At 68.0% G+C, this 25,995-nt stretch carries 20 protein-coding genes, 2 tRNA genes and 1 other RNA gene; 10 read left to right on the top strand and 13 right to left on the bottom strand.

Annotated elements, in window-relative coordinates:
* Nucleotides 1-47: 47 nt before the first annotated feature.
* The 4 genes from HW274_RS07170 (at nucleotide 48) to HW274_RS07155 (ending at nucleotide 6,217) form a co-directional block, all read left to right on the top strand.
* Nucleotides 48-2,333, top strand: a complete 2,286-nt coding sequence (locus HW274_RS07170) for a type IV secretory system conjugative DNA transfer family protein (RefSeq protein WP_260679015.1) — start codon at nucleotides 48-50, stop codon at nucleotides 2,331-2,333.
* Nucleotides 2,334-2,619: 286 nt separating this feature from the next.
* Nucleotides 2,620-3,423 (top strand): replication-relaxation family protein, encoded by an 804-nt coding sequence (locus HW274_RS07165; RefSeq protein WP_260679013.1) that lies wholly within the window; start codon nucleotides 2,620-2,622, stop codon nucleotides 3,421-3,423.
* Between the two features lie 258 nt (nucleotides 3,424-3,681).
* The gene (locus tag HW274_RS07160; protein WP_260679012.1) at nucleotides 3,682-4,272 is read left to right on the top strand and encodes a hypothetical protein; all 591 of its coding nucleotides are present in this window, start codon (nucleotides 3,682-3,684) and stop codon (nucleotides 4,270-4,272) included.
* The gene (locus HW274_RS07155; protein ID WP_185988479.1) at nucleotides 4,265-6,217 is read left to right on the top strand and encodes a recombinase family protein; all 1,953 of its coding nucleotides are present in this window, start codon (nucleotides 4,265-4,267) and stop codon (nucleotides 6,215-6,217) included. The genes HW274_RS07160 and HW274_RS07155 overlap by 8 nt, the downstream gene beginning before the upstream one ends.
* On the opposite strand, the gene HW274_RS07150 is transcribed toward HW274_RS07155, so the two are convergent.
* Together HW274_RS07150 and HW274_RS07145 are read right to left on the bottom strand one after the other, a co-directional pair.
* Nucleotides 6,180-6,264: transfer RNA gene (locus tag HW274_RS07150), tRNA-Leu, on the bottom strand. The two genes, HW274_RS07155 and HW274_RS07150, sit on opposite strands and share 38 nt — an antisense overlap.
* A gap of 37 nt (nucleotides 6,265-6,301) precedes the next feature.
* Nucleotides 6,302-6,393 (bottom strand) — tRNA-Ile (locus HW274_RS07145).
* Between the two features lie 203 nt (nucleotides 6,394-6,596).
* Here HW274_RS07145 and HW274_RS07140 point away from each other — a divergent pair.
* A complete protein-coding gene (locus tag HW274_RS07140; RefSeq protein ID WP_185988478.1) occupies nucleotides 6,597-7,499 on the top strand; it encodes a Nif3-like dinuclear metal center hexameric protein in 903 nt (300 codons plus the stop codon).
* Between the two features lie 46 nt (nucleotides 7,500-7,545).
* Nucleotides 7,546-8,280 (top strand): zinc ribbon domain-containing protein, encoded by a 735-nt coding sequence (locus tag HW274_RS07135; protein WP_075254655.1) that lies wholly within the window; start codon nucleotides 7,546-7,548, stop codon nucleotides 8,278-8,280.
* Nucleotides 8,281-8,309: 29 nt separating this feature from the next.
* Here HW274_RS07135 and HW274_RS07130 read toward each other — a convergent pair whose 3' ends face one another.
* Entirely contained in the window at nucleotides 8,310-9,125 is an 816-nt protein-coding gene (locus HW274_RS07130) for a YaaA family protein (protein WP_075254654.1), read from the bottom strand.
* A gap of 89 nt (nucleotides 9,126-9,214) precedes the next feature.
* On the opposite strand from HW274_RS07130, the gene rnpB reads away from it, so the two are divergent.
* Nucleotides 9,215-9,606: RNase P RNA component class A (gene rnpB / locus HW274_RS07125), an RNA gene on the top strand.
* Nucleotides 9,607-9,694: 88 nt separating this feature from the next.
* Here the strand turns inward: rnpB and HW274_RS07120 are convergent.
* The 3 genes from HW274_RS07120 to panB all read right to left on the bottom strand — a co-directional run bounded on the left by HW274_RS07120 (nucleotide 9,695) and on the right by panB (nucleotide 12,909).
* Nucleotides 9,695-10,888 carry a hypothetical protein gene (locus HW274_RS07120; RefSeq protein WP_075254653.1) on the bottom strand — a complete coding sequence of 398 codons (1,194 nt, stop codon included), beginning with the start codon at nucleotides 10,886-10,888 and terminating at the stop codon, nucleotides 9,695-9,697.
* A 161-nt stretch (nucleotides 10,889-11,049) separates the two neighbouring features.
* A complete protein-coding gene (gene map / locus HW274_RS07115) occupies nucleotides 11,050-11,955 on the bottom strand; it encodes a type I methionyl aminopeptidase (protein WP_075403970.1) in 906 nt (301 codons plus the stop codon).
* A 105-nt stretch (nucleotides 11,956-12,060) separates the two neighbouring features.
* Nucleotides 12,061-12,909: a 3-methyl-2-oxobutanoate hydroxymethyltransferase gene (panB, locus tag HW274_RS07110; RefSeq protein ID WP_185988477.1), complete on the bottom strand. Its 849-nt coding sequence runs from the start codon at nucleotides 12,907-12,909 to the stop codon at nucleotides 12,061-12,063.
* Between the two features lie 204 nt (nucleotides 12,910-13,113).
* Here panB and HW274_RS07105 point away from each other — a divergent pair, with 204 nt between their 5' ends.
* The 3 genes from HW274_RS07105 (at nucleotide 13,114) to HW274_RS07095 (ending at nucleotide 18,812) form a co-directional block, all read left to right on the top strand.
* Nucleotides 13,114-14,445, top strand: a complete 1,332-nt coding sequence (locus HW274_RS07105) for a glutamine synthetase family protein (RefSeq protein WP_075254651.1) — start codon at nucleotides 13,114-13,116, stop codon at nucleotides 14,443-14,445.
* 18 nt (nucleotides 14,446-14,463) lie between these two features.
* Nucleotides 14,464-18,063, top strand: coding sequence for a bifunctional [glutamine synthetase] adenylyltransferase/[glutamine synthetase]-adenylyl-L-tyrosine phosphorylase (locus HW274_RS07100; RefSeq protein WP_185988476.1), 3,600 nt, complete (start codon nucleotides 14,464-14,466; stop codon nucleotides 18,061-18,063).
* A gap of 95 nt (nucleotides 18,064-18,158) precedes the next feature.
* Complete coding sequence (locus HW274_RS07095; RefSeq protein WP_075254649.1) at nucleotides 18,159-18,812, top strand: histidine phosphatase family protein; 654 nt, start codon at nucleotides 18,159-18,161, stop codon at nucleotides 18,810-18,812.
* 12 nt (nucleotides 18,813-18,824) lie between these two features.
* On the opposite strand, the gene HW274_RS07090 is transcribed toward HW274_RS07095, so the two are convergent.
* The 7 genes from HW274_RS07090 to lipB all read right to left on the bottom strand — a co-directional run bounded on the left by HW274_RS07090 (nucleotide 18,825) and on the right by lipB (nucleotide 25,937).
* On the bottom strand, nucleotides 18,825-19,625 hold the full coding sequence (locus HW274_RS07090) for an amino acid ABC transporter ATP-binding protein (protein WP_075254648.1): 801 nt from the start codon (nucleotides 19,623-19,625) through the stop codon (nucleotides 18,825-18,827).
* Nucleotides 19,622-20,587 carry an amino acid ABC transporter permease gene (locus tag HW274_RS07085; protein WP_185988475.1) on the bottom strand — a complete coding sequence of 322 codons (966 nt, stop codon included), beginning with the start codon at nucleotides 20,585-20,587 and terminating at the stop codon, nucleotides 19,622-19,624. Before HW274_RS07085 ends, HW274_RS07090 begins: the two co-directional genes overlap by 4 nt.
* 3 nt (nucleotides 20,588-20,590) lie before the next feature.
* The gene (locus HW274_RS07080) at nucleotides 20,591-21,511 is read right to left on the bottom strand and encodes an ABC transporter substrate-binding protein (RefSeq protein WP_185988474.1); all 921 of its coding nucleotides are present in this window, start codon (nucleotides 21,509-21,511) and stop codon (nucleotides 20,591-20,593) included.
* Nucleotides 21,512-21,666: 155 nt separating this feature from the next.
* A complete protein-coding gene (glnA, locus tag HW274_RS07075; protein ID WP_075403957.1) occupies nucleotides 21,667-23,091 on the bottom strand; it encodes a type I glutamate--ammonia ligase in 1,425 nt (474 codons plus the stop codon).
* A 191-nt stretch (nucleotides 23,092-23,282) separates the two neighbouring features.
* The gene (locus HW274_RS07070) at nucleotides 23,283-24,038 is read right to left on the bottom strand and encodes a DUF4191 domain-containing protein (protein ID WP_081376269.1); all 756 of its coding nucleotides are present in this window, start codon (nucleotides 24,036-24,038) and stop codon (nucleotides 23,283-23,285) included.
* A gap of 74 nt (nucleotides 24,039-24,112) precedes the next feature.
* Complete coding sequence (locus HW274_RS07065; protein ID WP_004564776.1) at nucleotides 24,113-25,144, bottom strand: lipoyl synthase; 1,032 nt, start codon at nucleotides 25,142-25,144, stop codon at nucleotides 24,113-24,115.
* Between the two features lie 91 nt (nucleotides 25,145-25,235).
* Nucleotides 25,236-25,937, bottom strand: coding sequence for a lipoyl(octanoyl) transferase LipB (gene lipB / locus HW274_RS07060; RefSeq protein WP_185988473.1), 702 nt, complete (start codon nucleotides 25,935-25,937; stop codon nucleotides 25,236-25,238).
* Nucleotides 25,938-25,995 lie beyond the last annotated feature (58 nt).

Here is a 25,995-nt window from a genome sequence, read left to right as displayed (position 1 = left end):
TGTGGCATCAGCTGCGGTTTGCTTTGCCGCTTGCTCAGGACGCGGCGGTGGGGTTGGTGGAGCGGCTCCTGGCGGATGGTTCGCTGGGGCGGGTGGTGCTGGAGCTGCGCGCTTCAAGCGGTCAGGCGACGTGGGCGGTGGGCTCGCGGGCTGGTGAGCGGTTGGTCTCGGTGGTGCGTGAGCTGGTGCCGGGCTGCCGGGTGTCGCGTGGGTTCTCGCGGCGGGCGGTGGATCAGGCGGTGGTGGTGTCGGCCCGGCCGGTCGGGGTGGGACTGGCGACGGAGCGGCTGGTGGCGGTGGTGCGAGCTGTCCTGGCCGCACTGGCGGTGACGGCTGAGGGTGAGGAGCTGGTGGTTCAGCTGCAGCTGGGGCGGCGCTTCTCGCCGCAGGTGCTGGGGCGGGTGGAGCCGCAGGGCTGGCTGGAGCTACTCGGGCTCGTGCCGATTCCGTCTCTTAGTGGTGAGCAGGGTCGGCGGATGCGGGCACAGGTGGGGCGGCATCGGGCAGCAGTCTGTCTGCGTCTGGGGGTGCGGGCGGCCTCGCCGCTGCGCCAGCGGGTGCTGCTGCAGGGGCTGCTGGGGGCGCTGCGCCTGCTGGAAGGCCCGGGGGTGCGGCTACGCGCCCGCACGGAGCACCCCGCCAAGCTTGATGGGATGCGGCGGCCGTGGCGGGCGGGGTTGGAGCTTGGTGCAGGAGAGATTGTGGCGATGGCGGGCTGGCCTATTGGTGAGCTGCCCTTGCCGCTGCTGGGCAGTGGGCACCCGCGCCTGGTGGCCCCGCCGCCGCAGGTCGGCTCTGGGTCGTCGCAGCGCGTCGTCGGCGCGAGTGCGGTGCCAGGAGAGACCGGGCTGGTGCGCCTGCCGATTACCGACGCTGTCTACCACACGCATCTGCTGGGGCCGACTGGTGTGGGTAAGTCGACGGTGCTGCTGTCCTTGGCGCTGGCTGATGCGGCTGAGGGGAGGGGCCTGCTCCTGCTGGATCCCAAGGGCGACTTGGCGACGGACTTTCTGGCGCGCCTGCCTCAGGAGCGGGCTGCGGATGTGGTGGTGCTGGATCCGACCAATCCCTGCCCGGTGGGGTTCAACCCGCTGGCGGGGCCGCCGGAGCTGGCGGTGGTGACGGCGGAGGCGGTGCTGGGGGTGCTGGCCGAGCTGTTTCGCGACAGCTGGGGCATCCGCACCGCCGATGTGCTCTCCGCTGCGCTGCTGACGTTGGCGCGTATCCCGCAGGCGACGCTGGTGTGGCTGGTGCCGCTGCTGACCAATCCGGCCTTCCGACACCGGGTGCTGGCACTGGCTCCACCTGATCCTTTGGGGACGGATGTTTTTTGGCAGGGCTATGAGGCCAAGCCGGCGCGGACTCAGGCGGTGGAGGTCGCCCCGGTGCTCAACAAGCTGCGCCAGCTGATGCTGCGCCCAGGCCTGCGGGCGATGCTGGGCCAGGCCCAGCCCCGCTTCGGGCTGACGGATTTGCTGGAGCGCCGACGCATCGTGGTGGTCAACCTCAACCAGGGCCTGCTCGGAGCCGGAGCGGCCCGCTTGCTGGGGACACTGCTGGTGGCTCAGCTGTGGCAGCACCTGCTGGCACGCCAGGCAGAGCCGCCCCAGCGGCGACAGATCGTGAGCGTGTATATCGATGAGGTCCAGGCCTTCCTGGCGGGGTTGCCGGGCAGCCTGGCCGACGCCCTGGCCCAGGCCCGGTCACTGGGGGCGGCCTTCCACCTGGCGCACCAGTACCGGGGCCAGCTGAGCACCGAGATGATGCAGGCGGTGGAGACCAACACGCGCAGTAAGGTGTACTTCGCCTTGTCGGCGACCGACGCGGCTGCGGCAGCTCGGTTGGCTCCGGAGCTGGAGGCGGCAGACTTCCAGCTGCTGGCCCAGTACCAGGCCTACGCCACCGTCATGCACCAGGGACGCCGCTCGGGCTGGTTCTCCCTGGCCACCCGGCCCGCCCCACCAGCCGTGCGCGACCCAGCCCTGCTCTACGCCGCCAGCCACGCCCGCTACGGCATCCCAGCCGAGCTGACCGAAGCCGAGCTCATCGCCCTGACCAGTACCAGCGCGCCCAGCGCCGTCGACGCGAATGAGCAACGCAACCCGACGACGGTGTTGCCGGACACGACTACTGTCGCCACTGCTGCTGCCGCAGACGGCACTGGTAACGAGCCTGGTGACGAGGCAGCTGAGTCAATGCCTGGAGTGCCGGATGAGGCTGGCCCGGACGGTACCAGCAACGGAACTGAGGCTGAGGCTGATGGATCCACGAGTGGGGTTGAGCCTGAGCCTGGTCGGTCCCGTCCCGCGATTGGCCGCAGGAGGCGACCATGACATCACTGGTACATGAGCACACGACCTGGTGCTGCTGTAGGCGACGTACGTACCGTGATGGCAGCGCGGCTGGCCTGCGAACCACTGGGCGGGGGCGTCGTCTCGGTGGACGTGTCGGTCGACGTACCGCTGCACTCACGGCTCGCGGCAAGCGGCGGCAGCTCGGCCTTTCTCGGCGATTAGTGGCGGTGACTGACCCCACCTGGTGTGGTCACGTCTGGCCCGGCGGAGGCGGCCAGCGATGAACCGGTCACCCACCCTTACAGCGGCCCGGTTCTCATCGCTGGTGCCTGCGCCGATCCATCCGATGCAGGCGCGCCTGCTCGCCCTGGTGGCCGCCCATCGCTTCGCCACCACCACGCAGCTCGCCCGGCTGACCGCACCGGAGTACGCCTCGCCGGCCTCGGCCCTGCGCCAGACCCAGCGCCACCTGGCCAGCCTGGCCCAGCAGCGCCTGCTGACGAGCCTGGAGCGGCGGGTTGGTGGCTGGCAGGGCGGCTCAGCCGTGACCATCTGGGCTGCCACGACTCGGGGCCACCGGCTTGTGGCTGCAGATGAGGGGGAGGGGGTGCCGCGGCGGCAGCGGCCCCGTGAGGTGTCGACCACCTTCCTGGACCACCTCCTCGCGATAACGGAGGTGCGCACCAGCATTGAGGAGGCCGTCCGCCAGGAGGCGGATACCGAGGCGGCGGTGGCCTTGGAGCCGGACTGCTGGCTAACGCGCCTTGGCCCCAGCGGCCAGGTGCAGGTGCTGCGCCCCGACCTGGCCGTGACCATCACCAGCCCGAGCTATGAGGACCGCTACCTCGTCGAGGTCGACCGGGCTACCGAGAACCCCGGCCGCGTCATCGCCACCTGCTGGCGCTACCAGGAACACCAAGCTCAGGCCAGCGACGGCGACGTCTTCCCTCTGGTGGTCTGGCTGGTCCCCACCGACCGCAGGCGCCACCGCCTGGAGCGAGCCATCGGCCACAGCACCGGCCTGCTGCGCGACCTCTTCCGCGTCATCCGCCTCGACCAGCTGCCTGCCCTGGTCCACGGTGGCCCCGCCGCCATCCCCACCCCACAGGCCAGCAACCAGGTGGGCTGACAAACCAAAGAGGCATATCCCTCCGAGAAAGGATAAACGCGGCAGCATCCCATCTGATGAGGGGAAATATGGAGGGGGGTGAGATGAATACTGCTTACAGCAGCCAACCACCAAACCGTAGCTCGTGCGGAAACTCGCGGATTGCCGCCAGGGGTCAAGCGAAAACCGGACTGGACTTTTCCGTCCATCTGAGCGTCAATAGAAAGAGGAGAAACACAAAACAGTGAAATAGCAAAATATGACGAGAGGAGGACACCGATGGCAACACAAACCAGAACGAACGCACGAGATGAGCACCAGGCGGTGCGCTCCGCCGTGCCAGTCACCGCGCTGGACGGCCAGACGGGTACCGGGCCGATTGCCATCTTCTACGGCGCAGCCCGCTACCCCTTCGAGCTGGCCCGGCAACGGGAGCTGGTAGAGGACTACGCCGACGCGGCCGGTCTCAACCTGGTCACCGAGTTCCACGACCGACAGCAGCGCCAGCACGGCCTGAGCATGCTGCTCGATGCCTGCCAGCGCGGTGGCGTGGAGTATGTCATCACGGCGGGCTGGCCTACCCCCAACCTCACCACCACCGAAGCGGATGCGGTAACCGAGCAGCTCGCAGCCAGCGGCACCCACCTGGTCTGCCTCAATACCTGGCGCCCCGGCGACGGTGAGCCGCCTGCCTGGTGGAACGACGAGGAAGGCGCGTGGATGCGCCAGCTCGATGAGCTGAGAGAACAAGAACGCCAGCAGCGCGAGCAGACCAGTGAATCCGGTGCGGACAGCCAGGTCAACCAGGCCAGTCGAACCGGCAACGCCAGTGAACACACCGAACCCAGCAAGGAGGTGCACCATGCCTGACGCACTCGCTCCCGATCCCTTCACCGCTATGGCCGCTCAGCTCACTCCCAAGCGGGCCGTCTCATACATCCGCGTCTCCACCCGGGAGCAGGCCCAGCGTGGTGGGTCGGAGGAAGGGTTCTCCCTCCCAGCTCAACGTGAAGCGAATAAGCGCAAGGCCCAGTCCATGGGGGCGCTGGTGGTCAAGGAGTTCGCCGACCGGGGCGAGTCGGCTCGTAGTGCGAACCGGCCTGAGCTGCAGAAGATGCTGGCCTACCTCAAAGAAGACGGCGGCATCGACTACGTCATCGTCCACAAGCTCGACCGCCTAGCCCGCAACCGAGCGGACGATGTGGAGATTAACCGGGCCTTCGAGGAGGCCGGTGTGCGCCTGGTGTCGACGTCGGAGAATATCGACCAGACCCCCGGCGGCATGCTGCTGCACGGCATCATGAGCAGTATTGCTGAGTTCTACAGCCGGAATCTCGCCAATGAGGTCATCAAGGGGATGGGAGAGAAAGCCAGGAATGGCGGGACGCTGGGGAAGGCGCCGCTGGGGTATGTGAATGTGCGGGGGCGGGATGAGCATGGGAGAGAGATCCGGACGGTCGAGCTCGACCAGCAGCGCGCTCCCCTTCTTCGCCTCGCCTTCTCCGAGTACGCCACTGGCAACTGGACGGTCAGTCAACTAGCCAAGCACTTGGCAGGGCTGGGGCTGGATGTGCCAGCCACGCCGAGTAAGCCGGCTCGGCCTATTACCAAGGGGCGGCTGCATACCTTGCTGCGGCACCCGTACTACAAGGGTGTGGTGCAGTTCCAGGGTGTGGAGTATGCGGGCAAGCACGAGCCGCTGGTGGATGAGGAGACGTGGCAGACGGTCCAGGCTGTGCTGGGTTCCCATCGCAGTGGCGAGCGGGAGCGGATGCATAACCACTTCCTGAAGAGCACGGTGGTGTGTGGGCAGTGTGGCAGTCGGCTGCTGGTGCAGAACACGAAGAATGGCAAGGGGGTGCTGTACCCCTACTTCATCTGCGCCAGGCGGCACCGGGTGCACGACTGCTCCTTCAAGGCGGTGCTCATCGAGGTAGTGGAGGCGCAGATGCAGGAGGTGTACCGGCGGCTGTACGTCAGTGAGACGGATCGGCAGGAGATTGAGCGGTATCTGCTGGCGGAGCTGGCACGGATTGAGGGGGAGAAGGATCGAAGCGTTCGGTCGCTGACGGTGCGGCGGACGAACCTGGAGGATGAGCGGCGCAGGCTGCTGCAGGCGCACTATGCGGGGGCGGTGCCGCTGGAGCTGCTCAAGGAGGAGCAGGAGCGGCTGGGGCGAGAGCTGGCCGGGATTCAGCGTCAGCTTGATGCCTACCAGGCAGATGCCACGCTGGTGCGGGCGCATGTGGAGCAGGCGCTGGATCTGCTGGAGGACTGCTACCGGCTGTATATGGCGGCGCCGGATCACTTGAGGAAGCAGCTGAACCAGGTGTTCTTTGAGCGGGTGCTGGTCAATCCGGTGGTGGATGAGGATGGACGGGTCATCCTGCCTGGCGAAGGTGGTGATGACGGGGCTGGCGGAGAGTTGCAGGATGTGGACGATGGTGTGAGGGGCGCTGGTGATGAGGCTGGTGGACAGCGTGGCCGTGATGAGCAGGAGCCCGGTGAGTGTGAGGTAGACGATGGTGGTGACGAGCCAACGGGGCGAGCCGATGAGGCACCCTGCTCTGTCCGCGTGGCGGATACCGGTAGCGATGTCTGCCTGGAAGCACGGCTCAACCGGCCGTTCGACCAGCTGGCCAGCGCACGACTCCGGGCTGTGGCACGGATTGCTGCCCTACGAAAATCGCCCACCTCAACGGGAGGTGGGCGACGGTCCTCGGCTGAGACGGCCACAGGGGCTGTTTCTCAGGGTGAGGGTTTGTATAGCGATGCTGTGGTGCCTCCGGCGGGACTCGAACCCGCACGCCCGTAGGCAGCGACTTTTAAGGTCGCGGTGTCTACCGATTCCACCACGGAGGCGAGACGCGCCCCAATATATGAATAAAAGGGGCGTCAGTACCCCCACTGGGATTCGAACCCAGGACCTTGTGCTTATCAGGCACGATACGAGGTATAAGCTCGCTGCTCTAACCGCTGAGCTATGGGGGCGCGGCCACGACATCGACGGCGTCGAGGAGGCCGACGCTGCCGGCACCGGAGGGGGCGGCAGCGCGGAAGTAGGTTACCCCAGACAGCGGCCGTGTCGGTCGTTTTCCTCACTGTGTTCCGTCAGGTACGCCCACACGCAGGCGCCACGCTCCGTCACCCTTTGACGTCTCAGGAACTGCCCGCCCTACCGCTAGCCTGGTCGCATGAGTCACACTTCTGCACCCGCATCCCCTGATGCCGGACACGGACCAGCACGCAGCACGTCGGAAGGCCACCTGACCGTCGGTGATGTCGTCGCCCTCGTAGAGGCCGCCGCACCTTCCGGCCTGGCCGCTTCCTGGGACTCCAACGGGCTCATCTGCGGAGATCCTGCCGAGTCGGTGCGCAGCATCCTGCTGGCCGTCGACCCGGTGTCAGCCGTCGTCGACGAGGCCATCGACGCCGGCGTCGATATGGTCATCACCCACCATCCCCTTTATCTGCGCGGAACCGAGCACGTCGCGGCCACCGACCCCAAGGGCCGCACCGTCCACCGTCTCATCCGCGCCGGCATCGCACTGCTCAACGCCCACACAAGCCTCGACGCCGCCCACGGGGGAGTGGCCGACGCTCTGGCCGAGTGCGTCGGTCTCGTCTCCACCGTCCCGCTCGAGCCCGACCCTGCCTCCCCGGATCAGGGCATCGGACGGATCGGCACGCTCCCACAGCCCGTCACCCTGCGCCGGCTCGCTGAGGATGTCGCCTCAGCCCTGCCCGACTCCGCCCCCGGCCTCCTCGTGGGCGGGGACCTGGACGCCGTCGTCGAACGCATCGCCGTCTCAGGTGGGGCGGGCGACTCTCTCCTGCAACGGGCCCGGCAGGCCGGAGCCGACGTGTTCCTCACCGCCGACCTGCGCCACCACCCGGCCTCCGAGCACCTGGAGGACGGCCGCCCTTATCTCCTGTGCGGAACCCACTGGGCCACCGAGTGGGTCGGCCTGGAGCCCCTGGGCCGCAGGCTCACAGAGGACGCCCACTCCCGTGGAGCATCTCTGGCTGTCCGGGTCTCCCGCATTGTCACGGATCCCTGGGCGCTGCGCCTGCCGACCGGAGCAGACCGGGCATGAGAGGATTCGCAGCAACAACTTGTACGCACCTGAAGGAGCACACGCCGTGACCAGCGCCCCCATCGCCCAGCAGCGCCTTCTCATCGATCTCCAGGACCTCGACTCCCACCTGGCACGGCTGCGTCACGAGCGCAAGCACCTTCCGGTCCTCACCCGCATCGAGGCGGTCATCGAGCGCCTCAAAGCCAACAAGCGCGCGGCCATCCAGGCCGAGGCGGCCCTCGACGAGGCCAAGAAGCAGGCCACTCGCAGTGAGGACGAGGTCGGGCAGGTGGCACGCCGCGCCGAGGTGCTGCGCGAGCGCCTCCACTCAGGCACCAGTGCGGCCCGCGACCTGTCCGCCATCCAGGGGGAGATCGACCAGCTCGGCCAACGCCAGTCAGCCTTGGAGGAGGCGCAGATCGTCGCCATGGAGGCCCTCGACTCCGCCCGGCAGGAGGCCGAGCGCCTCAGCCGGGAGGAGGCCGAGATCCGGGCGGCCGGCCGGGATCTCACCGCCAAGCGCGACGCCGAGTTCGCCCGACTTGATGAGGAGATCGAGTCCCTGGAGAACCAGCGGGCAGACCTGGCCGGAACCATCGAGGCGCCCCTCCTGGCGGACTACGAGGCCGTGCGCAGCTCCACAGGCGGGCTCGGCGCAGTGGCCCTGAGAGGACGCACCGTTGAGGGCGGCGCCGTCGAGATCAGCCCCCAGGAGCTGGCCCGCATCGTGGCCGCCCCAGCCGAGGATGTTATCCACGCCGAGGAGAACGACGTCATCGTCGTACGGATGGACATCTGACGGCGCGGCCCGCCTGAAGCTGGCCGCCACTAGCTTCGGCGGGTCACCAGGGTGAGAGCCCGACGCCCCTGCCGGTCCGGTTCACTGACCTCGACGTCGTCGATGCCCTCCAGATACCCGGCGATGGTTGCAATATCGTCTACTTGGACGTGCTCAGGCACGGATCCGGTGGCGACGGCCCTCAGGAGCTCTCCGGTGAGTAGTCCGCGTGCATGCTTGGCCATGTGGGAGACCACCTTGCGCGAACCGTCGTCGGCGGTGCGCACCACGCGCACGCTGACGACCTCAATGCCGTCGCGCGCGGACGGCTTCCACGCGGCCGCATAGTCCGCCGACCGGCAGTCCACTATCAGTCCCTGTGCAGCCATATCAGTGAGCGACGGCGCCAGGTGCTGTTTCCAGAATGCCGGCAGTCGCCCCGGTCCTGGCAGGGACGTGCCCATCGACAGGCGGTGATCGGGCACCAGGTCAGTGGGGGACAAGATGCCCCACAGTCCCGAAAGAACAACGCAGTGGCGCTCCAGAGCAGCCCGGCCGGCCGCTTCCTCGGCGATCGAGTCGAGCCGGGCGGCCTCGTACAGGACCCCGGTGAACAGCTGATGGGCGGGGACGCAGGGCGAGGTCTCCAGCGTCAGGTTCGTTGATACTTGCTCGGCGCTGCGCGGCCCCAGCCCCAGGACGGAGGCCCCCTCATCGCTCCGGCTCACCTCAGCCAGCGCGGACATCACCTCGCGACGCGCAGCGGTGAGCCTGTCCGCGTCCAGGAGCGAGTCAAGATCCAGTGACGGTCCACTGGTAGGAGCGGTCTTTCCCTCAGAGGGAGGCAGCAGGATCAGCACCCGCACATGATAGGCGGCTCCCAGAAGGTCGGGGGTCGACGGCGGGCGAGACTCTCCGCGCTGATTCCCCACGGCGCTACACTGACCCGTGCGGACGAGCCGACCGGGCGGCCGCGGTACCGGCCACCGCCTTCAGGGCGGTGGCGGGCTGAGGAACGTCCGGGCTCCACAGAGCAGGGCGGTGGCTAACGGCCACCCGGGGTGACCCGCGGGACAGTGCCACAGAGAGTAGACCGCCCATCGAATACCGATGGGTAAGGGTGAAAGGGTGGGGTAAGAGCCCACCAGCGCGGCGGGTGACCGTCGCGGCTCGGTAAACCCCGCCCGGAGCAAGACCGCACAGCTGACGCTTGAAGGCTGCTCGCCCAAGTCAGCGGGTAGGTCGCATGAGGCCGCTGGCAACAGCGGTCCAAGATGAATGGTCGCCACCGCCCAGGCCGGCAACGGTGGGCGGCAACAGAACCCGGCGTACAGGTCGGCTCGTCCGCCCCATAGAACCTGTTGAAACGGCTGTGGCCCGCCAGGATGATCCTGGCGGGCCACAGCCGACACGTGGTCAGAGACGAGTAGCGCGTTTACTTCGCGGCCACGTAGACCTCATTCTTGTTGTCGACCTGAGAGAAAGCGCTCACTGCGAAGGCGCCCTTCTTCTCATTGGCGGCGGACTCGTCAACGAGGAAGACGAAATCACCCTTCGCCTTACCTCCATCTCGAGGCATGCTCTGGCGGATGAAGAGCGACTGCCCGCCGATAGACAGCTCAGCCTCCGAGGTGTTGCCCTCGTGGGTGAACCCCACTTGGAGCCTGAACTCCTGGAACTGTCCCTCTCCGTGGTAGGTGATCTCAACGGGGACGCGAATGTACACCTTGCCGGCAGGAGGCTCCTTATAGCTGTACTGGCTCGTGGCGGCCTTCACCGACTCGTTGGCGTTCCACTCGACATCGCCGATGGTGACGTCAACCGAGGCGTTCGGGTCGTCGTCGTACTTACCGGCATGCAGCGTGATCGGCCCGGCCTTCGGGTCGAGGGGGTTCTTCTCGCTGGAGCCGGGGTCGTTGCTGCCCGGCTTGCTGGTCTTGGTGGTCTTCTTCTGATCCGAGCTGCCAGTCTCGTCAGAGTCGCTGGCCTTCTTCTTGGAGTCAGAGTCAGAGTCAGCCTTCTTCTGGCTCTTCGGCTCCGAGGTCGACGTGCTGTCCGCCTTGTCATCCGACTCGCTGGAATCGCCCTTGAACATGAAGATGCTACCGATGACCAGGGCGACCACGACGACTGCAGCGATACCGGTCCAGAACCACCACTGCTGGGTCAGCGGCTTTGAGCCGTTGCCAGGGCCGGCCGGAGCGGCGGCGTTGGGCTGCCACCCGCCAGCGGGAGGCTGCATGCCTCCGGCAGCCCCCTGGGGCTGGTAGGGCGTGGGCGACTGGGCGTAGTCCATGTTCGCCGCGTAAGGGCTGCCCCCAGCTGCGGGAGCGCCGGCGTAGTCCCCGGAGGGGGCGGAGGCCGACATGCCCGTCGGGTCGGCAACCGGTGAGGCGGTGCTCAACGACGCCGTCGGGGCGGTCGACACCGCCTGGGTCGGAGCCCACGCCGGGTCGGCCTCGGTGGCGGCACCTGCGGCCGAAGCGGCGGAGGCGGCGGAGTCGTCGACCCAGATCTGCCAGCCCTCTGGAGCCGGTCCCCAGGCCGGGTCGGGCTGCCAGCCTGCAGGCGGTTCGAAGCCCTCGGGTGGCGCGGGCCAGTTCGGCGGTGGATTGAAACGCAAAGCCATGAGAACCTCCGGGAGGAAATAAACAGGGAGAAACCCGCATGGGCTTCCTGGGCAGAATAGAGATGTCCGCTACTCAAGGACCCTACGTCGTCACCTTATCGTGAGGCAACGTGACGGCGCTCGATCGTCCTGGATGTGGATGGGTAGCGATACCCACTGCCTCAAGGCAGGGTGAGCACCTCGGCGCCGTCCTCGGTCACCACGAGCGTGTGCTCGAACTGCGCAGTACGGGAACGGTCCTTGGTGACCACCGTCCAGCCGTCGTCCCACTGCTCCCACTCGATGCCACCGAGTGTGAGCATCGGCTCGATGGTGAACACCATGCCCGTCTCGATGACGTCGTCGTGCAGGGGGGCGGCGTCGTAGTGGGGGATGATGAGGCCGGAGTGGAACGCCTCCCCGACGCCGTGTCCGGTGTAGTCGCGCACCACCCCGTAGTCGAAGCGCTTGGCGTAGGCCTCGATGACGCGGCCGATGACGTTGACCTCGCGCCCCGGCTTGACGGCCTTGATGCCCCGTTCCATCGCGGTGCGGGTGCGTTCGATGAGCAGCTCCGTCTCGCGGTCGACCTCGCCGACGGCGTAGGTGGCGTTGGTGTCTCCGTGGACCCCGCCGATGTAGGCGGTGACGTCAAGATTGATGAGGTCGCCCTCGTTCAAGCGGGTCGAGTCCGGGATGCCGTGGCAGATGACCTCATTGATCGAGGTGCAGATCGACTTGGGGAAACCCATGTAGCCCAGGCACGAGGGGTAGGCGCCGTGGTCGCACAGGTACTCGTGGGCGATCCGGTCCAGCTCATCGGTGCTCACCCCCGGGGCGATCGCCTTGGCGGCCTCGGCCAGGGCGCGGGCGGCCAGCCGCCCCGCGACCCTGATCCGCTCGATCGTCTCGGCGTCCTTGATCTCCGAGGCGGTGACGCGCTCGGGGCCGTCGTGGAACATGTATTCGGGTCGTGCGATGGACGCAGGCACATGACGCTCAGGACTGAGCGTCCCGGGAGTCAGCGTGCCACGCGGCGCGCGGTCGGCCAGTGAGGCCGAGGACGCAGGGGAAGCCGAAGAAGTCATGGTCGTAAGCATAGAAGGAGGCATCCGGTTCGCGGGACCTTCCCTCCATCCAGTGGTTCAGGGCCTCCACCATGGCGCTGTGGGTCTTATCACTGTCAGGAGCCGTCAGGAGCTGAACCAGTGCTTCTCCGCGGGGAAGGACTCCTCACGCACCGCGGCCCCGTAGTCGGCGGCCGCCTGCCTCAGGGCCTCGCCGACCTGTCCGAACTGGTGGGCGAAGCGCGGAGACCAGTCCGTCATCCCGGCCATGTCCGTCCAGACCAGGACCTGACCGTCGCAGCGCGCGCCTGCGCCGATACCGATCGTGGGGATCGTGAGCGACTCGGTGACGCGCGCGGCCAGGGGCTCGGGCACCATCTCCAGGACCAGAGCGACCGCCCCCGCCTCGGCCAGTGCCTGCGCGTCGGCCAGCAGCACGTCAGCGGCCTCGCCACGGCCCTGAACCCGGAAGCCGCCTAGCATGTTGACGCTCTGCGGGGTGAACCCCAGATGCCCCACCACCGGGATGCCGGCCTGGGCCAGTGCCCTCACGCTGGCTGCCCGGGGGGTGCCGCCCTCGAGCTTGACGGCGTTGGCCCCCGCCTTCATGAGACGCACCGCACTGGCCAGTGCCTGCTCCGGACCGGCCTCGTACGTGCCGAAGGGAAGGTCGGCCACAACCAGGGCGCGCTTGGTCGCCCTGGCCACTGAGCGGGTGGCCACCACCATCTCATCGAGCTCCACCGGCAGTGTGGAGTCGTGCCCTAGCATGACGTTGCCGATGGAGTCGCCCACCAGCAGCAGGTCGATTCCCGCCGCATCCAGGATCCGGGCGGTCACGGCGTCGTAGGCGGTGAGCATGACCAGCTTGGTGCCGTCCTTCTTGGCAGCCGCCAGGTGATGAACGCGCACGGGCTTGCCGCCTGCGACGACGGGGGCGGATGAAGATCCGTAAGGGGACTCGGGTGTAGCCATGATCCGAGGCTACCGGAGGTCGCCGGGCCTCCTTGGCGGGCTGAGTCGTCCGCCGAGTTCGCGGCCGGCTTGTCCCACAGACGGTGGTGCACGAAACCTGCCTGACGCACCCGCGCACTAGGCTGGACCAAGCAGAACGTCTCAGGCGCAAGAACGCCGGCTACGCCGTCGGCCCGCTGCCGCACCCCACGCTGAGGAGGCACCATGGACAAGCAGCAGGAGTACGTGCTCCGAGCCATCGAGGAACGCGACATCAGCTTCATCCGCCTGTGGTTCACTGACGTCTCCGGGCAGCTCAAGTCCGTGGCCATCGCCCCGGCCGAGGTCGAGAGCGCCTTCGAGGAGGGCATCGGCTTCGACGGATCGGCGATCGAGGGACTCACGCGCGTCTTCGAGTCCGACATGCTCCTGGCCCCTGACCCCTCCACATTCCAGATGCTGCCGTGGCGGGACGGGGACAACGGCGTGGCCCGCATGTTCTGCGACGTCCTCACGCCCGACGGCGAGCCTGCCCGCACCGACCCGCGCTCGGTGCTTGAGCGTCAGCTCGCCCGGGTCGCCGAGGCCGGCTTCACCTGCTACATCCACCCAGAGATCGAGTTCTACCTGGTCAACCGCGACGCCGACGGGCGCATCCGCCCCACTGACGACGCCGGCTACTTCGACCACGTGCCCGGGGGCACTGCCCACGACTTCCGCCGCCAGGCCATCCTCATGCTTGAACAGATGGGGATCTCGGTGCAGTTCTCCCACCATGAGGGTGGCCCGGGCCAGAACGAGATCGACCTGCGCTTCGCCGACGCCCTGTCCATGGCGGACAACATCATGACCTTCCGCGCCGTCGTCGAGGAGGTGGCACTCAAGGAGGGCTGCCTGGCGACCTTCATGCCCAAGCCCTTCCCCGACGAGTTCGGCTCGGGCATGCACACGCACTTCTCCCTGTTCGAGGGTGACCGCAACGCCTTCTTCGACCCCGCCGGCCAGTACCAGCTCTCCGCCATCGGTCGCTCCTTCATCGCCGGACTGCTGCACCACGCCTCGGAGATCACGGCCGTCACCAACCAGCACGTCAACTCCTACAAGCGCCTGTGGGGAGGGGACGAGGCCCCCAGCTACGTGTGCTGGGGCCACAACAACCGCTCCGCCCTGGTGCGCGTCCCCATGCACAAGCCCGGCAAGGCCCAGTCCGCGCGGGTGGAGTTCCGCGGCATCGACTCCTCGGCCAACCCCTACCTGGCCTACGCGGTCATTCTTGCCGCCGGCCTCAAGGGCATCGAGGAGGGCTACGAGCTTCCCCCCGAGGCTGAGGACGATGTTTGGGCCCTGTCGGAGATGGAGCGCAAGGCGCTGGGCATCCACGCCCTGCCCACCTCGCTCAAGAGCGCGGTCGCCGCCATGGAGCGCTCCGACCTGGTGGCGGACACCTTCGGCGAGGACACCTTCGAGTTCTTCCTGCGCAACAAGCGCCGCGAGTACCGGGCCTACGACGCCCAGGTCACCGACTTCGAGATCAGCCAGTTCTTCCCGCGCGCCTGAGCGGAGCAGGAGACAGCTGTGAGAGACCGCAGCGAGAAGCGAGCGCCGATCGGGTCCCCCTCCCGGCACAGCTCCTCGCCCAGGACCCTGCTGCTGCGGGCCGGATTCAACGACGCCGCCCGTGCCGGAAAGCTCCTGGGCGACCCGGCGCTGCTGGCCTTCCTGCTGGACGACACTCAGGCCGACGACGTCGGCGAGGCGGGTGACCAGGAAGGACGCGGCTCAGCGGACCGCTCCAGGCGGCCGGACGGCCGACCTGCTGAGATACGGCTGGGGCCTGAGCGTGAGGAGCTCATTGATACTTTAGCGCTCACCGCCGATCCCGACATGGCTCTGCTCAGCCTCGTCCGGCTCGCTGAGGCCGCCACCGCCGCCGAATCAGCTCACCGGGCATCGGTGGGCGGTGTCGAGCCCGGGGGGACGACGACGCCAGCAGCACTTCTGCGCAGCGTCATGAGCGACCCCGCCACAGGGCCGCGTGAGCACAGGCGCCGCCTGCTCGCGGTCCTGGGTGCCTCGCAGGCCCTGGGCGACTTCCTCGTGGCTCACCCCGAGCACCTCACCGCGCTCGCACCTGACAGGGCGTGGGACGCCCCGCAGGAGCCCGGCGCCGGTGAGGCGCTGCAGCGGGCGGTCCGCGACGCGCTGGGGCAGGCCGACCCCGCGGATGCGTCCCCCTCTCATGGAGGTGAGAGACCCCCACACCCGGGAGACGCTGCCGTCTGCCAGGCGACCGCGGCGCTGCGACGTGCCTACCGGGACCGGCTCACGGCGATCGTCGCCGATGACCTCACCAGCGCCAACCCGATCGAGCACGTCCCCACCGTGTGCCGCCGCATGACCGAGCTTGCCGACGCTGCCCTGGACGCGGCCCTGCTCGTCGCCCGCGCCGCCGTCGGACCGCAGGCCGACGACGTGGCCCTCGCAGTGATCGCCATGGGAAAGACCGGGGCCCGCGAGCTCAACTACATCTCGGACGTCGACGTCGTCTACGTCGTCGGCCCCGCCCGCGAGCCTCAGGGGGCTCAGGAGCCGATCAGCGAGGAGCGCCTCGTGGAGGTCGGCACGCACCTGGCCACTGAGCTCGCTCACGTCGTCTCCGCCACCGCGCCCGAGCCTCCCCTGTGGCCACTGGACACGGCGCTGCGTCCCGAGGGCAAGGACGGTGCGCTCGTGCGCACGCTTGACTCCCACCTGGCCTACTACCGCAGGTGGGCCGCCTCCTGGGAGTTCCAGGCCCTGCTCAAGGCCAGGGCCTGCGCCGGCGACGCCGAGCTCGGGGCCCGCTACGAGCAGGGCGTGGCGCCCTACGTGTGGGAGGCCAGCAGGCGGGAGAACTTCGTTGAGGACGCCCGTGCCATGCGGCGCCGGGTGGAGAAGGAGTCCGTGCCGCGCGGTGGAGTGGACCGGCGTATCAAGCTGGGCCCCGGGGGACTGCGGGACGTCGAGTTCACCGTCCAGCTCCTCCAGCTCGTCCACGGCCGCTCCGACGAGAGCCTGCGCGTGCGTGCCACCTTGGAGGCCCTCGACGCTCTCAGCGCGGGCGGATACGTCAGCCGCACCGACGCCGCGGCCTTGAGCGGCTGCTACAAGGCCCTGCGGCTGCTGGAGCACCGCAGCCAGCTCTTCAGGCTGCGCCGCACCCACAACCTTCCTGAGAAGGAGGAGGACCTGCGCCGCGTCGAGCGGGGCATCAGCGACTGCCTGGGCCACGGAGACAGTCTGTGGGAGGACTTCAAGGACCTGCGCCGGCGGGTACGGGCCCTCCACCAGGAGATCTACTACCGTCCCCTGCTGGCCTTCGCGGCCGCCCTCAGCGCCGATGAGATGGCTCTGAGTCCTCAGGCGGCGCGTGAGCGCCTTTCCGCAGTCGGCTACGCGGATCCTGACGGGGCCCTGCGCCACATCCAGGCCCTCACCGAGGGGGTCAGCCGTCGCGCCGCGATCCAGCGCCAGCTGCTGCCGGTCATCATCGGCTGGATCGGTGGGGGAGCCGACCCCGATTTCGGTCTGCTCTCCTTCCGGAGACTGTCCGAGGCCATCGGAGGCTCGCACTGGTACCTGGCCATGCTGCGAGACTCGCCGGTGGCGGCGCGCAGGCTGTGTCAGGTCCTCTCCGGCGCCCACTGGGCCACCGAGCGCCTCGCGGAGTTCCCCGAGTCCATCGCCTGGCTCGACGACGACGACGAACTCGCCCCCCGCCGATCCGGCGCCCTGGCGGAGGAGGTCGCTGCCGTCCTGCGCCGTCGCAGCCTGACCGGCTCCGATGACGCGGCCCTTGCCCAGCAGGCGCTCGAGGCGGTTCAGGCGGTCCTGAGAGTGCGCGCCCGTGAGGAGGTGCGGGCCTCACTGGCGGACTGCCTGGACGGTATCGACCCCGCACGCACCGCCTCCATCCTCTCCGACGCCACCGACGCGGTCCTGGCCGGGGCGCTGACCGTGGCGACCGGGCTGGTCATCGCCCAACGCGACGGGGTGGAGGCAGTCTCCGCTGGGCCCGACGCCAGCGGGTGCTGGCAGGCCGCCCGCGCCCGCCACGCCATCATCGCCATGGGACGCCTGGGAGGCCGCGAGATCGGGTACGCCTCGGACGCGGACGTCCTCTTCGTCCACCAGGCCCGCGACGGGGTGGGTGAAGAGGATGCCTCCCAGGAGGCCGAGGCCGTCGCCAAACAGGTCATGGGACTGCTGGCCGCAGCGCTCCCGCACCCCCTTGAGGTGGACTGCGACCTGCGGCCCGAGGGACGCAACGGCGTCATGAGCCGCTCGCTGGACGCCTACCGCGAGTACTACGGCCGCTGGTCCGCCCTGTGGGAGCGCCAGGCGCTGCTGCGCGCCCGACCCTGTGCCGGAGACCGAGACCTGGGCCGGCGTTTCGAGGAGCTCATCAACCCGCTGCGCTGGGCGCAGGAGGGCCTGGCGCCCCAGGACCTGCGGGAGATCCGCAGGATCAAGGCGCGGGTGGAGGCCGAGCGCCTGCCACGGGGCATTGACCCGGCCCGCCACCTCAAGCTCGGCCCCGGTGGGCTCAGTGACGTGGAGTGGAGCGCCCAGGTGCTTCAACTCGCCCATGCCGGACAGATACCCCAGCTGCGGACCACCTCGACCGTCGCCGCCCTCCAGGCCGCGGTCCAGGCCGGGGTACTGAGCGCGGACGGTGGGGGAGAACTGGTCGCGGCCTGGATCCTGGCCAGCCGCTTGCGCTCGGCGATCGTCCTGGGAACCGGGCGCGCCTCGGGGCCGCGCTCCCAGGTCCTCCCCATCCAGATCCGGGAGATCCGCCTGGTGGGGCGCCTCGTCGGCCTCAGTGCGGGCAGGGAGCGAGAGCTCGAGGACCTCTACCGCCGCAGCGCCCGCCACGCGCGCGCAGTCGCCGAGCGCATCGTCTTCACCGACGCCGCCGTCCACGGCTCCACCGCTTCAGCGCCGGCGAGCAGCGTGTCAGCGGCTGAGCCGCACATCCCGGAGTCATCGCCGCCACGTTCAGCAGGCTCGGCGCGGCGCTCTCGCGCACAGTCCCGCCGAGATACTGGGGCGGCAGCCTCCAAGGGCTCCAAGCGGGCCGGCCGTCTCCGCGCCACGAGAAGGCGACCGGAGGGACCCTACCCCTGGAGCTGACCGGGTGCAGACGGTACCGGACGCAGGTCTTTGGGCGATGAGGATCGCACCGTCGTCGTGGGCCCCCGCGCTACGAACCTGGCAGACTTGCCGCCGTGAGGCTCATTCTTGTACGCCACGGTCGCACCGAGGCCAATGTCATGCAGGCACTCGACACCGCCTTCCCCGGAAATCCCCTGGATGAGGTGGGACTGGGGCAGGCCGACGGATTGCCGGGCCGTCTGGACAAGGCCGGCCTGCTCCAGGGACTGGGATCACTGTGGGTCTCCCCGATCCTGCGCGCCAGGCAGACCATTGCCCCTATCGAGGCCGCCACCGGCCTGAGCGCCACCGTCGACTCGGGACTGCGTGAGGTTCTGGCCGCAGACTTGGAGATGAACACCGACGCGCGCTCGGTGGCCTGCTACGTGGACACCACCCGGGCTTGGATGGCGGGGCGACCCGCCTGCCGCATCCCCGGCTCCCCGGAGGACGGGCACGACACGCTTCAGCGCTTCGACGAGGCCATCGACCGCATCTGCGAGCAGGCCGCACGGGCGGGAGACTCAGCGGCCCTGCTCGTCTCCCACGGCACCGCGCTGCGTCTGTGGACCTCCCTGAGGGCCGCGGCCGGAGGTGGCGTGGACCCGCTGTGGGTCGCTGACCGACCCATGCACAACACCGGGATCACCGTCGTCGACGGCGATCCCGGTAGTGGGTGGAGCCTGACCTCCTGGGATGACGGGGCCTGGGATCAGGCCCCTTCCTGAACCGGCCCGCCCCTACAGGACCGAGGAGAGGAAGGACCGGGTGCGTTCGGCCTGCGGGTTGTCGAGGACCTCCACGGGGTCACCGGACTCGCAGATGACACCGCCGTCCATGAAGATCAGCTGGTCGCCGACCTCCCGGGCGAAGCCCATCTCGTGGGTGACCACGACCATCGTCATGCCGGAGGCGGCGAGATCCTGCATCACCTGCAGCACCTCACCGACCAGCTCGGGGTCCAGGGCCGAGGTCGGCTCGTCGAAGAGCATGAGCTCGGGGTCCATCGCCAGGGCCCGGGCGATCGCCACCCGCTGCTGCTGGCCGCCGGAGAGCTGGGAGGGGTAGTGGTCGAGGCGATCCCCCAGCCCCACCCGCTCCAGCAGCTCGATGCCGCGCTCACGGGCCTTGGCCTTCGGAGTCTTCTTGACCAGGACCGGTGCCTCCATGACGTTCTGCAGAGCCGTCATGTGGGGGAACAGGTTGAAACGCTGGAAGACCATACCGATCTTGGCGCGCTGAGCGGCACGGGCCTTGTCCGACAGGGCGTGCAGCTCGATGCGTCCCCTGCGCTCGACCTCACGCATCCCGATGAGGTCGCCGTCGACCTTGATCCGGCCGGCGTCGATGGACTCCAGTTCGTTGATGCAGCGCAGCAGCGTCGACTTACCCGAGCCCGACGGGCCGATGAGGACCGTCACTGAGCCGGGCGGGACGACGAGGTCGATGCCCCGCAGCACGTGCAGCTCACCGAAGAACTTGTGCAGGTCGCTGATCTCGACCTTGGGCGTGGCGGCTGCTGCCTGGGCGGATGTGCTCATGGGGTGACCTCCAGGAAGGGATCGTCCTTGGTGGTGTGCGCATCGAGGATGGCCTGCTGGCGGGCCGACAGGCCCCGGCCCGAGGGGCCGGAGGACTTGTCAGAGTCGAAGCCCTTGCCGTAGTAGCGCTCGATGTAGTGCTGTCCCACCATGAGGATCGAGGTGATGATGATGTACCAGATGGCCGCGACCAGAAGCAGCGGAATGATCTGGTAGGTCAGCGAAGCGTAGGAGTTGGTGACGAAGGTCAGATCCAGGGTGAAGGGGACCGCCAGCACCAAGGAGGTCGTCTTGAGCATGGAGATCGTCTCGTTCCCGGTGGGCGGGACGATGACCCTCATCGCCTGGGGCAGGACGATCCTGCGCAGGATCTGGCCTCGGCTCATGCCCAGAGCACCGGCGGCCTCACTCTGACCCTTGTCCACTGAGTTCAGGCCCGAGCGGACAATCTCGGAGAGATAGGCGCCCTCGTTGATGCCCAGCCCCAGGACCGCCGCGACAAAGGGGGTGAAGACCGCCGTCGTCTTGAAGGTCAGCAGCTCGGGGCCGAAGGGGATGCCCAGACTCAGCTTCTGGTAGAGCGCGGACAGCGCACCCCAGAAGACCAGCTGGGTGTAGATCGGGGTGCCACGGAAGAACCACAGGTAGGCCAGCGCCACCCAGCGCAGGACCGGGTTGGAGGACTGGCGCAGGATCGCCGTGGTGACCGCCAGCACGATGCCGATGGCCATGGCCATGAAGGTCAACAGCAGCGTCCATCCGACGGCCTTGACCACGTGGACCTCACGCAGGAAGAACCAGACCGTGGACCAGTGGAACTTCTCATTGGTGACCAGCCCGTGGATGAGCATGGCCCCCAGGACCGTGACGATCGCGGCACTGATCCACGTCCCCGGGCGGGGGACGGGCTTGGGGTTGTTGAGGACGACCTTGTCGTCCTCAGAGGCGGGTGAGGCGGTCACTGCTCACTCCTTCACTGCGGGATTGAGTTCTGCGGTGGTCAGGGCGGCGTCCTTCACGCCCCAGTTGTCCAGGATCTTCTGCCAGATGCCGTGGTCCATGAGGTACTGGACGGCGGCCTGGATCGCGGCGGTGAACTGCGGATCGGCCTTGGCGGTCACCACCCCCTGAGGGGCGGCGTCCTCGATCTCGCCGAGGGTGACGATCTGACCATCGGTCAGCTCGACGGCGTAGCCGGCCACGGTGGAGTCCGAGTAGGTGGCGTCGATGGTGCCACCCACCAGGCCGGTGGTGGCCTCGGACTGCTTGGAGTAGGAGCGCACGGACAGCACCGGCTTGCCCGCCTGGGCGCACTTGTCGGCGGCGTCGCGCATGGTGGTCTCCTGGGCGGTTCCCACCTGGACGCCGATGGTCCGTCCGCACAGCTTGAGGTGGTCGGAGGTCTCGACGTCCTTGGGGTTGCCGGCCTGGACGTTGAATCGCGAACCCACGTTGATGTAGGCGGTCATGTCGACCTCCGCGGTCCGTTCGGGGGTGACGGTGAAGGAGGAGATGCCGGCGTCGTACTTCGAGCCGATCGAGGCGATGATCGAGTCGAACTCGGCGGTGTGCACCTTGCCCTTGACGCCCAGGACGGCGGCGATCGCGTTGGTCAGGTCGACGTCGTAGCCCACGGCCGTGCCCGAAGGGTCGAGGAACTCGGCCGGCGCGTAGTCCGTGGAGGCGGCCACGTCGAGGACACCGTCCTCAAGGGCGCCCTGAGGGAGCTTGGCGATGATGTCGGGCTGCGCCTGGATCGACGAGGTGTCGAAGGAATGGATCTGCGAGCTCCGGTTCGCGTTCCAGTCAGCGGCGTTGGTGCATCCGCTGAGGACCAGACAGGCTGTGGCTGCCAGCCCGAGGGAGGCGTGATGGCGGATCCTCATCGTGGGATCTCCTCTTCGGAGTGGATCAAGACAGAGAAAGAATATCCGCAATGCAGCATAGATATGCAAGCTGGGAGGGTGGCGTACAGCACGACGGCGGCCCTGAGCCTCGTGCGTAAGAGGCTCAGGGCCGCCGTCTGAGCCGGGTCACCGGCTCACAGGTCGTAGTAGAGCTGGAACTCGTAGGGGTGGGGGCGCAGCCGCAGCGGCTCGATCTCATTGGTGCGCTTGTACTCGATCCAGGTCTCGATGAGGTCGGGGGTGAAGACGTCTCCCTCGGTGAGGAAGTCGTGGTCGTCCTCCAGGGCCTCCAGCGCCTCGTCCAGGCTGTCGGGGAGCTTGTCGATGTCGAAGTACTCTTCGGGAGCCAGCTCGTAGAGGTCCTTGTCGATGGGCTCGCGGGGCTCGATGCGGTTGCGGATGCCGTCAATTCCGGCCATGAGGACGGCGGCGAAGCACAGGTAGGGGTTGGATGAGGGGTCCGGCACCCGGTACTCCACCCGCTTGGCCTTGGGGGAGGAGCCCGTGACCGGGATGCGGATGCAGGCTGAGCGGTTGCGGGCCGAGTAGACCAGGTTGACCGGCGCCTCGAAGCCGGGGACCAGGCGGTGGAAGGAGTTCACCGACGGGTTGGTGAAGGCCAGCAGCGCCGGGGCGTGGGCCAGGATCCCACCGATGTACCAGCGGGCGAGGTCCGAGAGCTGGCCGTAGCCCCGCTCGTCGAAGAACAGCGGCTTGCCGTCCTTCCACAGCGAGTGGTGGGTGTGCATGCCCGAGCCGTTGTCGCCGAAGATCGGCTTGGGCATGAAGGTGGCCGTCTTACCGTTGCGCCAGGCCTCATTCTTGATGATGTACTTGAACTTCATCATGTCGTCGCCCGCGGCGAGCAGAGAGCTGAAACGGTAGTTGATCTCCTGCTGTCCGGCGGTGCCGACCTCGTGATGGGCCCGTTCGATCTCCAGTCCGGAGGCGAGGCAGGTGCGGACCATACGATCGCGGATATCGGCCATCTGATCGTTGGGGGAGACGGGGAAGTAGCCGCCCTTGAAAGCGGTCTTGTACCCCTTGTTGCCGCCATCCTCCTCGCGGCCGGTGTTCCAGGCCGCCTCGCAGGAGTCAATGGCGTAGAAGGACTCGGCCGGAGAGGCCTCGTAGCGCACCGAGTCGAAGAGGTAGAACTCGGCCTCGGCCCCGATATAGCAGGTGTCGGCGATTCCGGTGGAGCGCAGGTAGTCCTCGGCCTTGGCGGCGATCGAGCGGGGGTCGCGCGAGTAGACCTCGTCCGTGAAGGGGTCGACGATCGAGAAGTTGACGACCAGGGTCTTCTCCTCGCGGAACGGGTCCAGGAAGGCGGTGGTCACATCGGGAACCAGCTTCATGTCCGACTCGTGGATCGCCGTGAAGCCTCGGATTGATGAGCCGTCGAACATCAGGCCGTCAGTGAGGGCCTCGTCCTTGAAAGCGGCCACAGGAATGGTGAAGTGCTGCATGACGCCGGGTAGGTCGCAGAACCGCACATCGACCAGCGCGACATTCTCCTTCTCGATGAACGTCAGTGCCTCGGATGCGTCCTTGAACATATCTCCTCCATGTGGGAACGGCGCACATACTTCACGCGTATGCACTGTGGCTGACGGCGGTCACTATATTGGCGTTACCGTGACAAAGGAATAGCGTCAGTGTTGCCTGAGTGTTTCGCCCATTGACCGCCGGGCCCCTAGAGTCGGCAGTGCCCTGTGACATGGGAGAAGGGGCGAGCGGGGGTGGAGATTCAGCGTCCGCGCATGGCGCGACGGTCGGGGCGGACCCGATTGGGGTCAATGTGCTTGGGGATCGGCAGGTTCTTGCCCGCCATCGACGTCAGACGCTTGGAGACCTGAGTGATCTCGCTGTCAGTCAGTGACGTGGGCTTGGTCGGAAGCTGGCGCAGCGTCTTGGTCAGGTCGGTCAGACGCACCTGTCCGGCGTCGGTGCCCACCTGAAGGGTGTGGATGGGGACGGTCGACAGCAGCCGATGGACCTTGCGCTCCTCCTCGGCCAGCATGCGGCGGGTTCGGGTGCTGGGGCCCTCAGCGATGAGGACGACGCCGGGGCGTCCCACCAGCCGCCACACGAGGTCCTGGTCCTTGGTGAAGGCCACGGGCTCGGACTCCACGTACCAGCCTCGACCGATCTGATCGAGGACGACCTTGGCGGCCCCCGGTCGACCTTCGAGCTGGGTGTAGGAGGCGCGGCGGACCGTGACCGACAGGATGACCATGTCGATCATGAGCGCCATGAGGATGCCCACCATCAGCCAGTACCACAGGGACAGTCCGTAACCGAAGGAGACAGCGGTTCCCAGCGCGACGCACGTGGCGAGCACCGCCAGCATCGTCCACCCGATCCACGGGTAGCTTCGCCGCGAGATCGTGTAGGAGTCCTTGATGTTCTGAAGGTACTGAGCCAGCCGGCGCTTCTTCTTCGGCTGGGGGGACTGGGCACTACTCACGGGCACACCATAGACGACGTTGGTGCGCCGGCACACATGGTCTCGCCGTCAGCGTGGTCGGCCGGTACGCACCGGGACCCCGGTCGGCTGCGTGGGACCGCGCCCCGCCTTCAGCAGGCGGCGGCGAGGTGAGGGTGGGCTCCCAGCAGGGCCGACGCCTCCTGGCGGGCGGTGGCCGGCTCGGCGAGCTGCGAGAGGTGCTCGGGGATGGGGCGACCGCGCTTGACCATGGCCCGCCCCCACAGCATGCCGGCACGGTAGGAGGAACGCACCATGGGGCCGCTCATGACGGCGGCGAACCCGATCTCCTCGGCCAGGCGGCTGAGGTCCACGAACTCCTGAGGCTTGACCCAGCGGTCAACGGGGTGGTGCAGCTTGGAGGGGCGCAGGTACTGGGTGATGGTGAGGATGTCGCAGCGCGCCTCCACCAGGGCGGCCATGGCCGCCTCGATCTCGTCGCGGGTCTCGCCCATGCCCAGGATGAGATTGGACTTGGTGACCAGCCCTGCCTCGGCGGCGGCTGTGATGACGTCGAGACTGCCCTGGTAGGAGAAGGCCGGCCGGATCCGCTTGAAGATGCGCGGAACCGTCTCCAGGTTGTGGCCGAGAACCTCGGGGCGCGAGGAGAAGACGTCCTCAAGCGCGTCGGGGTTTCCCTTGAAGTCGGGGATGAGCAGCTCGACGCCGGTGCCCGGCGAGAGCTCGTGCACCTGGCGGGCGGTCTCGGCGTAGAGCCAGGCGCCGCCGTCGGGCCGGTCGTCGCGGGCCACCCCGGTCACGGTGGCGTAGCGCAGGTCCATCTCCTTGATCGAGACAGCCACGCGCCGGGGCTCATCGACGTCGTACTCGGTGGGGCGGCCGGTGGCGATGTCGCAGAAGTCGCAGCGTCGGGTGCACATCTCGCCGCCCACCAGGAAGGTGGCCTCGCGGTCATTCCAGCACTCGTAGATGTTGGGGCAGTTCGCCTCGGCACACACTGTGTGCAGGCTCTTCTCCCGCACCAGGCCACGGACCTCCTGGTAGGTGTCGGAGACGACGGCGCGGGTGCGCAGCCAGTCGGGCTTGGACTCAATGGGGGTCTGGGCATTGCGTGCCTCAACCCGCAAGAGCTTACGTCCCTCAGGGGCCACGGTGGTGCTCACGTCTACCTCTCCTCGCCGACGACGGTTCCACGGGGAGTCTAGTACTCTCCCGAGCGTTATAGGACCTCCGGCCTAGGAGTGAGGCCTGTTGTCACGTGGCATCCGCCACCAAGGGGGCCAGGTGGCTCTCCAGGGCGGATACCAACGCGTCCGCAGGAGCGCCGGTCGCCAGGTGCTGGCCGGTCTCCGCGGCCAGTGAGGTCACTCCGGCGTCGTCGATTCCGCAGGGAATGATGCGATCCAGGGAGAAGGCCTCCAGGTCGGGATCGACGTTCAGGCCGATCCCGTGCATGGTCACGCCGCGGGCGATCCTCACCCCCAGGGCGCAGATCTTGCGCTCGGGGCGCGCAAGCCGATCCTCCCGGCCCGCGGTGTCAGGATCGGCCGGCAGCCAGACCCCGGAGCGCCCCTCGACGCGGATCGTCTCCAGACCGTAGAGGCCGCACAGGTCGATCACGGCGGCTTCCAAGGCCCGTACGTAGCGGATGACGTCAATGGGCTGGGCCAGGCGCAGGATCGGGTACATGGTCAGCTGTCCAGGCCCGTGCCAGGTGGTCTTGCCGCCACGGTCCACGTCGACCACCGGTACGTGACCGGGCTCGACGACGTCGGCGCTGGGCCGCTCCCAGGAGTGGGCCCTCCTGCCGACGGTGTAGACCGGTTCGTGCTCCACGAGCAGCAGGGTGGAGGGGCGTCGTCCCTCGGCGACCTCGCCGTGAACATCCATCTGCCACTGCCATCCCTCATGGAAGGGGATGAGCCGGGAACCGAGCTCCATGTCCTCACGCAGCACGGGCGCAGTCTACGTGACCACAACCGGCACCCGGACCCGAGTTATCCACAGGCCGGTC

Source organism: Actinomyces sp. oral taxon 169 (assembly GCF_013394715.1).
Classification (GTDB): Bacteria; Actinomycetota; Actinomycetes; order Actinomycetales; family Actinomycetaceae; genus Actinomyces.
Note: the sequence above shows the minus strand (reverse complement) of the source record. Positions and strands in the feature narration are given on the sequence as shown.

Bases quoted from the DNA above. Each gene is read 5' to 3' on its own strand.
- map (WP_075403970.1), bottom strand. From the start codon at position 11,955: ATGACTTCTTCGGCTTCCCCTGCGTCCTCGGCCTCACTGGCCGACCGC.
- glnA (WP_075403957.1), bottom strand. From the start codon at position 23,091: ATGTTCAAGGACGCATCCGAGGCACTGACGTTCATCGAGAAGGAGAAT.
- HW274_RS07160 (WP_260679012.1), top strand. From the start codon at position 3,682: ATGGCAACACAAACCAGAACGAACGCACGAGATGAGCACCAGGCGGTG.
- HW274_RS07080 (WP_185988474.1), bottom strand. From the start codon at position 21,511: ATGAGGATCCGCCATCACGCCTCCCTCGGGCTGGCAGCCACAGCCTGT.
- HW274_RS07140 (WP_185988478.1), top strand. From the start codon at position 6,597: ATGAGTCACACTTCTGCACCCGCATCCCCTGATGCCGGACACGGACCA.
- HW274_RS07105 (WP_075254651.1), top strand. From the start codon at position 13,114: ATGGACAAGCAGCAGGAGTACGTGCTCCGAGCCATCGAGGAACGCGAC.
- panB (WP_185988477.1), bottom strand. From the start codon at position 12,909: ATGGCTACACCCGAGTCCCCTTACGGATCTTCATCCGCCCCCGTCGTC.
- HW274_RS07155 (WP_185988479.1), top strand. From the start codon at position 4,265: ATGCCTGACGCACTCGCTCCCGATCCCTTCACCGCTATGGCCGCTCAG.
- HW274_RS07120 (WP_075254653.1), bottom strand. From the start codon at position 10,888: ATGGCTTTGCGTTTCAATCCACCGCCGAACTGGCCCGCGCCACCCGAG.
- HW274_RS07090 (WP_075254648.1), bottom strand. From the start codon at position 19,625: ATGAGCACATCCGCCCAGGCAGCAGCCGCCACGCCCAAGGTCGAGATC.